Genomic DNA, 13,276 nt, shown 5'->3' with positions numbered 1-13,276 from the left:
TTAGAATAAATATATGCTATAATCCTAAAGAAAATATTTTAAAGGGGAGATTCTATTTTGAATAAAGTTGATTTTAAAGGAAGCGTGGTTTTAAACCCTGTCCCTGTAGTTTTAATTACATCTAGGAATAAATCTGGAAAAGATAATGTTTTTACAGTTGGATGGACTGGAACAATCTGCACAAAGCCTCCAATGCTTTCTATTTCTATTAGACCTGAAAGACTTTCTTATGAATACATATGTGAAACTATGGAATTCATTGTTAATATGCCCTCTTCTGAAATGGTTAAAGTAGTAGATTACTGTGGAGTTAAGCCTGGTAGAAAATTCGATAAAATTAACGATATGGGATTTACTATGAAAGAAGGAACAAATGTTAATGTTGCCTATATAGACGAATGCCCTGTTACTATAGAATGTAAAGTAAAAGATATTATAAAATTAGGCACGCATGACATGTTTATTGCAGAAGTAGTAGGTTCTCATATAAATAGTACTTTGATAGATGAAAAAGGAAAAATTCATTTTGAAAAAGGTGATTTAATTTCGTATTGTCATGGAGAATACTTTAAACTTCCTCAAAATTCTATTGGTTCTTTTGGCTTCTCTGTTTCAAAAAAAATTAATGATAATAAAAAGAAGAAAGATACTAAAATAAATAATAATACTAAAATAGAAGAAAAATCTAAAAGTAATTTTTCAAGTAAAAATAATATTCCTAAAAACAGTTTAAAATCAAATAGTAAAAAAAATCATAAAAATAAATCAAAAAAAGCAAGTAATTCAATTAAATTCAAAAAAAAAAATAAATAATATCTCAATATATTATCGAATTCATTTTTTGAATTAATTTATATACAAATTTGTTTTAATAAACGCTTATAATTCCAATAGATTCCTTGACTTTAAGTAAAAATCTATCTATACTCAATAATGTTATAATGAATTAGATTTGGGGGATTAAGCCATGTTTATATTAACATATATTATTAAATATGAAGAGCTAGATGAGAAAATTGAAAAATTACAAATTAACGATATCTTCAATGTATTTTATGAAAGTCCTTTAGAAATTACAACTGATGAGTATGGATATGGTTATCTAGAAAAATCAGTTTCTACTATCGATCTTAAAGTTGCTTATGAGCTAGATAAAGATAACTTATCTTCATTTAAAGATACTGTTTCTTCTATTTTAGAAGCAGATTGCATAAATATTGAAGAAGTAAATTATGATTATGAAAATTATAACTTTCCTACGGTACATATAAATGATAATTGGGTTTTAGCTTCCCCTGATGAAGTTATAAGTGATAAAAACATACATAAAATATCTTTTATATCCCAAGGTGCATTTGGTACAGGTTTACATGAAACAACAAGAGATCTTTTAGATATTATTCTAACTAAAATTGATTTACATAATAAATCAGTTCTAGATATAGGTACAGGATCAGGAATTTTATCAGTTGCATCCGCTATCATCGGTGCGTCAAAAGTTACTGCTTTAGATATACGAGATGTGAGAGAAGAAGTTGAATTAAATGCTTCATTAAATGGATTATATAACATTGAAGTTTTAGTTGGCAATGCATTAAATGAAGAAGTCAATATACATGATAAGTATGATTGGATTTATATAAATATAGGTGGAGAAGAAACTGAGTTATTTATGGATTTTATAAAAGAACATTTATTAAATAACGGTAAGCTTCTTGTATCTGGACTTGTGGAATGGAGTTTTGATAAAGTAAAAGCTATAGTAGAAAGTCATGGATTTAAACTTGAAACAAAACATCAAACTAATGAATGGATAACAGCTATATTTAATTAGAAAATTAAATAGTGAAAGAGTTCAGAAAAATCCTTATTGATTTTTAATAAAAAGGTGTTTCGCACAAATTAATTTTTAAGAAGCACCCCTTCTAAACTTTTTCACTATTTTAATATCTTTTAATCACTAATAATTTTTTCAACAACATTATTTATTAAAGGATTTAACCGTCTCTCTATATCAAGAAAATCCTACTCTTGAATTGGAAAAATTGATTCTTCAGCCTTTCTAACATTCTTAACTGGAATCATTATTCCAGTTTTATCCTTATCATTTAAACTAATGACATTCATTTCTACAGGATAAGATAAAGCATTCCAAAAAACATCCAATACAGGCTCTCTATGGTATTCCATTAGCTCTTTTGTCCCTCCTCCATGACCTATAATTCCAACAGTTTTTTCAAATAGAGGAAATCGATAATCTTCATTATTGAATCTTTTCAAAAACGCTAATTGTTCTATTTTCTCAAGTAGTACAATCTTAACCTCTGCATCTTTATCAAATATATAAACAAATCATTCTTTGTTATAGCATTTAATTTGTTTATTATATTAATTATACTTAATTTCGGTAAAAAGCACACTTTATTTCATATTTACTATATAAAATATGAATAAAAAAATAAAAATTGGGCCCATTTAATTAAGAAACTCTTTATTAAATAGGCTCAATTTTTATTTTTCATGAAGATATTTATATATATTATAATTTGCTTTAACTTTATCTACATATTTTTTTGTTTCCGGGAATGGTATATAATCTAAATTTTCACCATCTAATGAATATTCTTCATCATTTAGCCACTTATTTACGTTTCCACTTCCTCCGTTATAAGCTGCTAATATCAAATCCAAATTTTCATCAAATTCATTTTCTAAGTTTTTTAAATACCAACAACCCATTTTTATATTTAATTCTGGATCAAAAAGCATAGATGGCATAAAATAATTTATCCCAATTTCTTTAGCCGCCCATTCTCCTGTTGCATCCATAATTTGCATTAATCCCTTGGCATCTCTTTTTGAAACAGCTTCCTTATTAAAATTACTTTCTGTCTTAATAACTGCTAATACAAGATACGGATCTACTTCATATTCCTCACTATACTTATTTACATAATCAGCATATTTGTAAGGAAACACATAGTTCTTCATCACTAATGTTATTCCAATATAAGCAATAAATACTGTAATTAGAATAGTTAATATACGTTTAAACTTCATTACCTTCTCCTTACTTATTTAATTACCTTTAAAAAATCCACTACCTTATCAACTTGATTTTTAGTTTTTAATAAGTCACCATTATTATCAATAATAATGTGTGCATAATCTTTTTTCTTATCTAGAGATATTTGCGCATTTAACCTATTTACAGCTTCATCTCTAGATAATCTATCTCTATTTTTTAATCTCATTATCTGAGTATTATTATCTACCCATACTACAATAATATAGTCCATATAATCATGAAGATTATTTTCTATTAAAGTTGGAGCATCTAGTATCACCATTGATTCTCCGCTTTTTTCATATTTATCTATCTCTGAAAAAATTTCATCTTTTATATATGGAATAATTATTTCTTCGTATTTTTTTCTCTGTTTTGGAAATCTAAATATATGATTTCCAAATTCCCTTCTTCTAAATTCCCCTCTCCAATCGAAAAAACCTGATCCAAATTCTATTTTTATTTTATCTAGAATTTCAGGGTATTTAATAAGGACATCTCTAGATATTGTATCTGCATCTATTATTTTAAATCCTTTTTCAGTAAGCATTTTTGATACAGTGCTTTTACCAGAACCAATTCCTCCTGTTAACCCTATTTTAATCATTTTCAGTTATGCCCCCTTATTTAGCCTCATACCATGTTTTACCTATATTAATATCTACCTCAAGAGGTACCTTCATATCTAAAACTTTTTCCATTTCATCTTTAACTATTTGTTTTACATCTTCAAGTTCATTTTCTTTAACATTTAATATAAGCTCATCATGTACTTGTAAAATCATTTTACTTTTCAGTTCTTTTTCCTTTAATTTATTATAAACATTAACCATCGCTAGCTTAATTATATCAGCTGCACTTCCTTGAATAGGAGCATTCATTGCCAATCTTTCACCTAAAGCTTTTACTATTCTATTAGATGATTTAATTTCTGGTATAAATCTTCTTCTATTTAAAATAGTTAAAACATATCCATTTTCTTTTGCTTCTTGTATTACACTATCTAAATATCCCTTAATATTAGGATATCTATCAAAATAAATCTCCATATATTCAGAAGCTTCTTTTTTAGTTATGTGTAAATCCTGTGAAAGACTAAAATCACTTATTCCATAAACTATTCCAAAATTTACGGCTTTAGCTCTACTTCTCATTAATGATGTAACTTCTTCTACTGGCACTTTAAATACTTCAGATGCAGTTTTTGTATGTATATCACTATGATGCTTAAATGCATCTATCATATTTTCATCATTTGACATATGAGCAAGAACTCTTAATTCTATTTGTGAATAGTCACAAGATAATAGAATATCACCTTCTTCATCAGGTATAAATACTTTCCTTATTTCTCTCCCCATTTCATATTTTATAGGGATATTTTGAAGGTTAGGCTCTGTACTTGATAATCTACCTGTAGTAGTTACTGTTTGATTAAAACTTGAATGTATATGTCCATCACTATCTATAACATTTTTTAATCCTTCCACATAAGTAGAATTAAGCTTTGTTATTTGTCTATAGTAAGTTATCTTTGGTATTATATCATGTTTGTCTTGAAGCTTTTCTAATACTTCAGCATTAGTTGAATAACCTGTTTTTGTTTTCTTAATTACAGGTAAATCTAATTTTTCAAAAAGTATTTTTCCTAATTGCTTTGGTGAGTTTATATTAAATTCCTCTTCTGCTAAGTCAAAAATTTCCTTTTCTGTTCTAGTAATCTCTTCTTTAAACTTTATTGCCAAATCATCTAGCATATTTTTATTTATATTAAATCCTAAAGATTCCATAGAAGAAAGAACAAATATTAATGGATGCTCAACTTCATAATAAAGTTCTTCCATCTTCTCTTCCTGTATTTTCCCCTTTAACAATTCATATATATCTCTTAGTTTAAAGTTTATCTTTCCTTCTAAGATTTCGGCTTCACCTGTAACATCTTCACATAGGTATTCATTTATTAATGTTAATAAATCATATGATGATCTAGCTGAATCTATTAAATAAGCTGCTATAGCAGTGTCAAATTCAAATCTATTTATGGATATATTTAGCTTATTCAATACTGTAACTAGCGATTTACCATCATGAATTATTTTATTTAATTCTTCATTTTCCATGATTGTTTTTAAAGCTAAATTAGCTTCATTTTTATTAGTATTATAGATATCCTTAAAATTTATTAAGTACACTTTGTCTTCATTAGATAGATACATTTTATTCAGCTCTATTTCTAAATATTTTGTACTATTTATTACATCATATGTTATATAGCATATCTTATCTAATGATTTTGATAAACTAAGAAAATCTTCTGGATTATCGATAGTAATTAAATTTATAGTTTCTTCAGTTACTTCTAAATCTTTATCTGACTCAGGAAGTTTATCGAACATCGACTTCATTTGAAGCTTAAAGAACAACTTTCTTAAGCCTTCTTTATCATATGATTCTTGACTTTTTATCTCATCTAAATCAAATTCAATAGGTACTTCAGTTATTATTGTTGCTAGCTTCTTACTGAATATAGCTTGTTCTCTATAATTTTCTAAATTTTCTTTTAACTTTTTCCCACTAATATTATCTATATTATTTAATACTTCTTCTACAGAACCATAAGTTTGAATTAATTTATAAGCTGTTTTTTCTCCTACTCCAGGAACTCCTGGTATATTATCTGACTTATCTCCCATAAGACCTTTTACATCTATAAACTGAGTTGGTGTTACTCCAAATTCCTCAACAAATGTTTTATGATCGTACACTGCTGTTTCTGTGACACCTTTTTTTGTTATAACAACATTTATATTATCTGATGCTAACTGTAGTGCATCCCTATCTCCTGTAACTACAAAGACTTCAATATTATTTTTTTCTGCATATTTTGCTAAAGAACCTATTATATCATCAGCTTCAAATCCATCGATTTCATATTTACTTATGGCTAATAAACCTAAAAGATCTTTTACTATAGGAAATTGCTCTGCAAGTTCAGGTGGCATTTTCTTTCTACCTGCCTTGTAGTCTTCATATTCTTTATGTCTAAAAGTTGGGCCCTTTTTATCAAAAGCTGCAACTATATAATCTGGTTTTAACTCTTCCTTCATTTTAAATAACATATTTGTAAACCCATAAACTGCATTTGTATGAATTCCATCACTAGTTGTTAACTCTGGAATAGCATAAAATGCTCTGTTAAGAAGTGAGTTAGAATCTAATATCAATAATCTTTCCATATCTTCCTCCAAATTAAGGCGTTTACTCCTTAAACTTATGTTTATTATAAATTATACTATTTTTATAATAACAAATCATTACATTTTAATTAATATATCTATTTCAAATAGAAATCTACTTTTTAAAATAACTTTATAATATGTATATTCCTTTTACATCATATTTTAAAATTCCTTACATTATAAAATTTCCCAAATCAATACTTATTAATTCATTTAAAATATTAAAAAATACTTAAATCCAATTCTTCTGATAACTCTTTAATCACATGTAATCCTGATATGCTATTTCCTTTTTCATCTAATGATGGTCCATAGATACCTATTCCATATTTTCTTGGAACGGTAGCAAGGATTCCTCCGCCAACCCCTGATTTTGCTGGGATTCCAACATGAACTGCAAACTCACCAGATGCATCATACATTCCACAGGTAACCATAATAGTTTTTACTATTCTACATACCTCTCTTGACATTACTCTTTCATTATTCCAAGGAGTAACTCCATCATTAGCAAGTACTGACCCAAACCTAGCTAAATCTCTTGCAGATACTTCTATTGAACATTGCTTAAAGTACAAATCTAGTATTTCTTCTACGTCACCATCTAAAATACCACTACTCTTCATAAAATATGCCAAAGCTCTATTCCTATTTCCTGTCTCCTTTTCTGATAAATATACTCTTTCATTTACTGATATACTTTCATTATTTGTAACAAGTCTTATAAAATCTAAAATTTTTTGAAACTTTTCATCGACATCTTTTCCATCTATTAATGATGTTGTAACTATAGCTCCAGCATTTATCATTGGATTATAAGGTCTTCCTGTATCTCTAACCTCAAGGTTTACTATTGAATTAAATCCCATTCCAGTTGGCTCTACATTAACTTTTTTAAAGACATTATATCTTCCGTTATCTTTAAGAGCTAAAATTAATGTAACAACTTTTGATATGCTTTGAATAGTAAATTTCTTATCACATTCTCCTGAATAATATTCTTTTCCATTTAAATCAACTATACATATTCCTAAATCATCAGGATTTGCTTCTAGCAGCGCTGGAATATATGATGCAAGTTTGCCATCCTTACCATATTTTCTATTTTTATCAACTAATGTATCTAATAAATTAAACAATTTTATCACCTCATAATATCTTCAGTTTTATGTTGTATTCCTTAATTACTAAGCATTTCTATTATATTAATAATTCCTACTATACACAAGTGGATTTATACTTCTATATTTTTAACTAGACTATTTTACAATATTATGTAAAAATAAATAATATAAATTATAATTTGAGGTGATTTCATGGATATGAAAAATATGTTATTAAAGTATGCAACACTTGCTGTGAAAAAAGGTGTTAATTTGCAAAAAGATCAAGTTTTGCTTGTTAGTTCACCAGTAGAATGCATAGATTTTGCAAGAGCTATTGCAGAAGTTGCTTACAAAGAAGGTGCCAAAGAAGTTGTTGTTCATTATGGAGATCAAAAATTACAAAGACTTAAACTTGAATATGCATCAATGAATACATTAAAAGAAGTACCAAATTGGGTAGCTGAATCATATAACTCATATGCTAGAGAAGGATGTGCTGTAATTTCAATTTCAGCTTCAGACCCTGATGCTTATAAAGATATTCCTATGGAAAAAATATCAACATTCCAAAAGCATCGTCAATTGGCTTTAAAAGAATACTATGATTATTCAATGTCAAACAAGATACGTTGGACTGTTGTATCTGTTCCAACTGAAGCATTGGCATTAAAAATCTTTAAGGACTCTACTTCTGAAGAAGCTGTATCAAAACTATGGGATGTAATATTTGATGTAGTTAGATTAAATAACGATGATCCAATTAAAGCTTGGGAAGAACATAACAACAATATAGATAAAAAATTAGAATTTTTAAATTCCACTAAGCTTCAAAAACTCCATTATAAAAATTCTAAAGGTACTGATTTAACTATAGAACTACCTGAAGATCATATTTGGCTTGGTGGCTCAGAAAAATGTAATTCTGGAATAGAATTTAATGCTAATATGCCAACTGAAGAAGTTTTTACTCTTCCTAAAAAACATGGAATTAACGGAACTGTTACTTCATCAAAACCTTTAAGCTATGGAGGAAACCTAATCAATAATTTCTCCCTAACATTTAAAGATGGAAAAGTTATTGATTTTACCGCTGAAGAAGGGTATGAATCATTAAAAGAATTATTAGCTAGTGATGAAGGAGCTAGTTATTTAGGAGAAGTAGCATTAGTTCCTTTTGATTCACCTATTTCAAATTCCAACCTAATTTTTTATAACACATTATTTGATGAAAATGCAGCTTGCCATCTAGCTTTTGGTAAAGCTTATCCAACTTGTATAATTAATGGAGAAAATTTAAGCAATGATGAACTTACTGCTAAAGGCGCAAATGATTCAATAATTCATGTTGATTTTATGATTGGAACAGATGATTTAGACATAACAGGATATACTTCTGATAACACTAAAGTTAAAATATTTACTTCAGGAAACTGGGCATTTTAATCACTCTTAATATTTCAAAATCTTCAATCATATATTAGTACATATTGAAGTATTTTACTTCTTATATATTAATTACTTAAATTTGTTTATACTATGAAAATTATGTATATACTATGTTAATGAGAGGGGTTTTGTTATGTTATTAAAGGAGGAAAAAATGATTAAAATTTTATTATTAGGTGGAAGTGAATTTGTTTCAGAATCTCTTGCAACCTATTTAATTAGTCGTGGCTACGATATTGATATTTTAACTAGAGGTCTAAGAAAAATAAATTATTCAGGATACAAAAATCATATTATCTGTGATAGAAGAAATAAGGAAGCTTTAAAAAATGCTTTAAATAATAAAAAATATGATGTAATATTTGATATATCTGCTTACTCAAAGGATGATGTTGAAATTCTATTTTCATATATTAATCCCTCTTCTTTAAAAAGATATATTTTCTGCTCATCTGCAGCAGTATATATCCCAAGTGCTGAAAATATTAAAGAATATGCTAATAAAGGAGAAAATTCTACTTGGGGTAGTTATGGATATAATAAATTACAAGCTGAATATTATATAAATGAATTAATAAAAAATAATGGATTACATGCAACAATATTTAGACCTACTTATATTTATGGTGAAGGAAATAACTTATATAGAGAATGTTTTTTCTTTGATAAAATAAAAAATGATGAGGTTATATTAGTTCCAGAAGATGATGTTAAGGTTCAATTTATCCACATCCAAGATTTAGTTAAAGCATTTGAATGTGCAATATATAATGATAACGATAATAGAGCATATAATTTAACTAGCCCTGATTTATATTCTTGGGATGAAGTGATTAAATCTTGTGCATCTATTTTAAATAAAGATGCCAAAATCAAAAAAGTTCCTTTATCTAATTCAGAAGTTAGAAGTTACTTCCCTTTTAGAAGCACTAACTTTAATTTAAATATAATGGACCTTAGGGAAAATGGATTTCATTTACCAGTTATATATTTAAAAGAAGGATTAGAAATGTCATATAAATGGTATGTTGACAAAAAGCCTTTTTACAAAGATTATAAGCTAGTAAAAGCATTAAATAAATAAAAAAATTCGTCTTAAAACTATAATTTACTAGTTAATTTAAATATTTTTAAACAAAGAGCACCTAATAAGATACATTTATTCTTATCAGGTGCTCTTTGCTTATTATAACATATTCAATTTCTATATAAAGAACGCTATTTTTATAACCAATTATTTATTAGATGGTTAATTTTTATTCTATTTCGCTTTTAGAACTATTATTTCCTCCATCTCTTCTTTCTAATTCTTGTTCTAATACTGCCTTTATTCCTTGCATCTTAGCTTTTAATTTTTTCTTTGCATTAAATTTTTGAAATAATAACGTTAATGATGATGTAAATCCCATCATTTCTTGTGTTTCACTTAATAATATCTCTGTAGAATTTGAATCTATTTCTTTAAATTCATATTTTGAAATATATTTATCATTGCTTATTGAATTTGTTACCTCATATAACTTATTTTTTTCATATCCAGTTATACGAGTTTCCATTTCAATTTTTTGTTTTCCTACTTGTTTTATTACCTTTTTATAACTTACTTCTGTTGGATTTTTATCATTAAACTTTGGCATTTCTTTTTTATTTAAATCAATAAAAACTTTAAATACTCTTTCTATTGAGTAATCTATTTTTATACCTACATTATAATTACTCATTTATAATCCCCCTATATAACTTATAATCATAATAATATTATTACATCTTTTTGAGTAAATTGCTATAAAAAAATAAAAGGATTACATCCTTTTATTTTTTATAGTTATTAATTCTTCTCTTCAGATCTTGGTTTATTTTTACCAAGCTTTCTAGATTCCTTAGAATATCCAACTTCATCAGCAGTTTCCATCTTCATTTTTTTTAGTTCTGTTTTAGTTTTTTGCCCTGCTTTTTTATTTTTTTTAGAATTTTTATTGTTTTTATGTGCCATATAAAAACACCTCCTACCTCATATATATTTTCAAGATATTTAGGTATTTTTATTCTAAATAATGACTTATTTTTTTATTATTCTTCGTATATTATATTATCACAATTTTCTTTTACTTTTTCTAAATTAGTTGTTGCTTTTACAGTCCATCCTAATATAGGAACATTTCTTTTACGTTGAAATTTAACTACAGCTTTTGGCAAATAATCAACTTCATATGCTATAAAAGCTGGTTTACTTTCGAAATTTAAAAGTAAATTTCTCAATGCAAACTTTTTGTATCCAGGCAAATCAGAATCATTAAAAGATCCTGCTAATTGTCCCCTAGGTATCTCTGGAGCATTTTTTTTAAACCAGGATAAAACAAATGGATTAAAGGCTTGAACAGCTACATCTCCATTATAATCCTTTATTATACTATAAACTTCACTTTCAAGGATTCCAACTTTATCCTCATTTTTTATTTCAATAAGTAATGGAACTTTTCCATCTATAAGTTCTAAAACTTCATTTAAAGTAGGTATATATTCATTGGTATTTAAGAGTTTTAAATCTAAAATATCTATATAGTCTAATTCATTTAAATTTTTATTTGATCCCGTCATTCTCTCTAAATTATAATCATGAAACACAACAACTTTGTTGTCTTTAGTTAACTGAACATCTAATTCTATAGCGACATTTTCATCAATAGAATTTTTAAATGCTTTTAAAGAATTTTCAGGTATTTCATTATTATTATGTAGACCTCTATGAGATATTTTAATATTCTTAATCCATTCTAAACTTCCATCTTCTATGGGAGTTGCTTTAGTTAATAAAAACATACTTATTAAACATATTAATACTATTCCTAAAACAATAGATGAAATTATAATTATTTTTTTCTTCATAAATCTTCTCCTCATATTCAATTTTAAAACCATTAATTGCCATAATAAAATTATATCACTTAATTTTCTAAAAAACAGTAGCTGTCTAAAAATTTAGACAGCTTATACTACTATTCTTTATTTATTTTTATAAAACTCTTCTAATCTAATTCTTATTTGCTTTATAAAATCATAAGAATTAGTTACTGTAATATCTTCTAAATCTGATAAAAGAGCCAAATCTTTTGTCATATATCCTTCATTAATTGTCTTTATAGATACTTCTTCTAACTTATTTGCAAATTCTACTAATTCATTTAAATTATCTAGTTCTCCTCTTTTTCTTAATGCACCTGACCAAGCAAATATTGTTGCTATAGAATTAGTAGATGTTTCTTTTCCTGCTAGATGATTGTAATAATGTCTTTGCACAGTTCCATGAGCTGCTTCATATTCATAATATCCTTCTGGTGAAACTAGTACTGAAGTCATCATTGCAAGAGACCCAAAAGCAGTTGCCACCATATCACTCATAACATCACCATCATAGTTTTTGCATGCCCATATGTATCCTCCCTTTGATTTTATAACTCTTGCTATTGCATCATCAATTAATGTATAGAAATACTCTATATTAAGCTCATCAAATTTCTCTTTATATTCTTTATCAAATATATCTTGAAATATATCTTTAAAGGTATGATCGTATTTCTTGGAAATAGTATCCTTTGATGCAAACCATAAATCTTGCTTTGTATCAACTGCAAAGTTAAAACAACTTCTAGCAAAACTTTCTATAGATTTATTTAAATTATGCATTCCTAAAACTACCCCATCACCCTCAAAGTTATGGATAAGCTCTCTTACCTCTTCTCCAGATTCATTAGTAAAAACTAATTCTACTTTTCCCTTCTCTTCAATCTTCATTTCTATATCCCTATATACGTCTCCATAAGCATGTCTTGCTATAGTAATAGGTTCTTTCCATGTTCTCACATAAGGTTTTATAGAATCAATTATTATGGGTGCTCTAAAAACTGTACCATCTAAAATAGCTCTTATAGTTCCATTAGGACTTTTCCACATTTCCTTTAAATTATATTCTTTGACCCTTGCTGCATTAGGCGTAATTGTAGCACATTTTACTCCTACACCATAATTTTTTATTGCTTCTGCTGCATCTACAGTAATACTATCATTAGTCTTATTTCTATACTCTAATCCTAAATCATAGTACTCTGTTTTTAAATCAATAAATGGATTTAACAATTCATCTTTTATAATGCCCCATAGAATCCTCGTCATTTCATCTCCATCCATTTCAACTAATGGTGTTATCATCTTTATTTTACTCATGTTTAGCCCCCCAATATTTAATTTTTAATAAGCTAATTATACATTATAAGTTTATTTTTTACAATTAAGTTTATTATTGTGTCTATTTACATAGAATATTTACTATGTTTAATAATAAATGATAACTTAAATAATTTAAGGTTATTTATAATAAATAAAAAATCTGATACTAAAATATTTATAATTTTAGTATCAGA

The 13,276-nt window shown here is 26.7% G+C and carries 13 protein-coding genes; 4 read left to right on the top strand and 9 right to left on the bottom strand.

What is annotated here, in order from left to right:
• Positions 1-57 precede the first annotated feature (57 nt).
• Positions 58-813: a flavin reductase family protein gene (locus NSA50_RS00280; RefSeq protein ID WP_257442153.1), complete on the top strand. Its 756-nt coding sequence runs from the start codon at positions 58-60 to the stop codon at positions 811-813.
• 154 nt (positions 814-967) lie between these two features.
• Positions 968-1,834: a 50S ribosomal protein L11 methyltransferase gene (locus NSA50_RS00275; RefSeq protein WP_195264174.1), complete on the top strand. Its 867-nt coding sequence runs from the start codon at positions 968-970 to the stop codon at positions 1,832-1,834.
• 191 nt (positions 1,835-2,025) lie between these two features.
• On the opposite strand, the gene NSA50_RS00270 is transcribed toward NSA50_RS00275, so the two are convergent.
• From NSA50_RS00270 to glsA, 5 genes are all read right to left on the bottom strand, one after another.
• Complete coding sequence (locus NSA50_RS00270) at positions 2,026-2,280, bottom strand: hypothetical protein (RefSeq protein ID WP_257442152.1); 255 nt, start codon at positions 2,278-2,280, stop codon at positions 2,026-2,028.
• 231 nt (positions 2,281-2,511) lie between these two features.
• Positions 2,512-3,060 (bottom strand): lytic transglycosylase domain-containing protein, encoded by a 549-nt coding sequence (locus tag NSA50_RS00265; protein WP_195264176.1) that lies wholly within the window; start codon positions 3,058-3,060, stop codon positions 2,512-2,514.
• Between the two features lie 14 nt (positions 3,061-3,074).
• Positions 3,075-3,674 (bottom strand): dephospho-CoA kinase, encoded by a 600-nt coding sequence (coaE, locus tag NSA50_RS00260; protein ID WP_195264177.1) that lies wholly within the window; start codon positions 3,672-3,674, stop codon positions 3,075-3,077.
• 16 nt (positions 3,675-3,690) lie between these two features.
• Positions 3,691-6,303 (bottom strand): DNA polymerase I, encoded by a 2,613-nt coding sequence (gene polA, locus NSA50_RS00255; protein ID WP_257442151.1) that lies wholly within the window; start codon positions 6,301-6,303, stop codon positions 3,691-3,693.
• Positions 6,304-6,527: 224 nt separating this feature from the next.
• Entirely contained in the window at positions 6,528-7,445 is a 918-nt protein-coding gene (gene glsA / locus NSA50_RS00250; RefSeq protein ID WP_195264179.1) for a glutaminase A, read from the bottom strand.
• A 177-nt stretch (positions 7,446-7,622) separates the two neighbouring features.
• Between glsA and NSA50_RS00245 the strand changes: the two genes are divergently transcribed.
• Entirely contained in the window at positions 7,623-8,855 is a 1,233-nt protein-coding gene (locus NSA50_RS00245; RefSeq protein WP_257442150.1) for an aminopeptidase, read from the top strand.
• Between the two features lie 157 nt (positions 8,856-9,012).
• On the top strand, positions 9,013-9,942 hold the full coding sequence (locus NSA50_RS00240; protein ID WP_257442149.1) for an NAD-dependent epimerase/dehydratase family protein: 930 nt from the start codon (positions 9,013-9,015) through the stop codon (positions 9,940-9,942).
• Positions 9,943-10,114: 172 nt separating this feature from the next.
• Here NSA50_RS00240 and NSA50_RS00235 read toward each other — a convergent pair whose 3' ends face one another.
• From NSA50_RS00235 to NSA50_RS00220, 4 genes are all read right to left on the bottom strand, one after another.
• Entirely contained in the window at positions 10,115-10,579 is a 465-nt protein-coding gene (locus NSA50_RS00235; RefSeq protein WP_257442148.1) for a DUF3284 domain-containing protein, read from the bottom strand.
• Positions 10,580-10,686: 107 nt separating this feature from the next.
• Complete coding sequence (locus tag NSA50_RS00230) at positions 10,687-10,851, bottom strand: small, acid-soluble spore protein, alpha/beta type (RefSeq protein WP_195264183.1); 165 nt, start codon at positions 10,849-10,851, stop codon at positions 10,687-10,689.
• A gap of 77 nt (positions 10,852-10,928) precedes the next feature.
• The gene (locus tag NSA50_RS00225) at positions 10,929-11,744 is read right to left on the bottom strand and encodes a glycerophosphodiester phosphodiesterase (RefSeq protein ID WP_257442147.1); all 816 of its coding nucleotides are present in this window, start codon (positions 11,742-11,744) and stop codon (positions 10,929-10,931) included.
• 117 nt (positions 11,745-11,861) lie between these two features.
• The gene (locus NSA50_RS00220) at positions 11,862-13,079 is read right to left on the bottom strand and encodes an NADP-dependent isocitrate dehydrogenase (protein ID WP_257442146.1); all 1,218 of its coding nucleotides are present in this window, start codon (positions 13,077-13,079) and stop codon (positions 11,862-11,864) included.
• Positions 13,080-13,276: the final 197 nt, after the last annotated feature.

This window comes from Clostridium mucosae, assembly GCF_024622765.1.
In the GTDB taxonomy this organism is placed as follows: domain Bacteria; phylum Bacillota; class Clostridia; order Clostridiales; family Clostridiaceae; genus Clostridium.
The sequence above is the reverse complement of the archived record's forward strand: the minus strand, read 5'-3'. Positions and strand labels throughout refer to the sequence as shown.

Coding starts and splice junctions, on each gene's coding strand:
- NSA50_RS00275 (WP_195264174.1), top strand. CDS start 968: ATGTTTATATTAACATATATTATTAAATATGAAGAGCTAGATGAGAAA.
- NSA50_RS00265 (WP_195264176.1), bottom strand. CDS start 3,060: ATGAAGTTTAAACGTATATTAACTATTCTAATTACAGTATTTATTGCT.
- coaE (WP_195264177.1), bottom strand. CDS start 3,674: ATGATTAAAATAGGGTTAACAGGAGGAATTGGTTCTGGTAAAAGCACT.
- polA (WP_257442151.1), bottom strand. CDS start 6,303: ATGGAAAGATTATTGATATTAGATTCTAACTCACTTCTTAACAGAGCA.
- NSA50_RS00245 (WP_257442150.1), top strand. CDS start 7,623: ATGGATATGAAAAATATGTTATTAAAGTATGCAACACTTGCTGTGAAA.
- NSA50_RS00240 (WP_257442149.1), top strand. CDS start 9,013: ATGATTAAAATTTTATTATTAGGTGGAAGTGAATTTGTTTCAGAATCT.
- NSA50_RS00235 (WP_257442148.1), bottom strand. CDS start 10,579: ATGAGTAATTATAATGTAGGTATAAAAATAGATTACTCAATAGAAAGA.
- NSA50_RS00230 (WP_195264183.1), bottom strand. CDS start 10,851: ATGGCACATAAAAACAATAAAAATTCTAAAAAAAATAAAAAAGCAGGG.
- NSA50_RS00225 (WP_257442147.1), bottom strand. CDS start 11,744: ATGAAGAAAAAAATAATTATAATTTCATCTATTGTTTTAGGAATAGTA.
- NSA50_RS00220 (WP_257442146.1), bottom strand. CDS start 13,079: ATGAGTAAAATAAAGATGATAACACCATTAGTTGAAATGGATGGAGAT.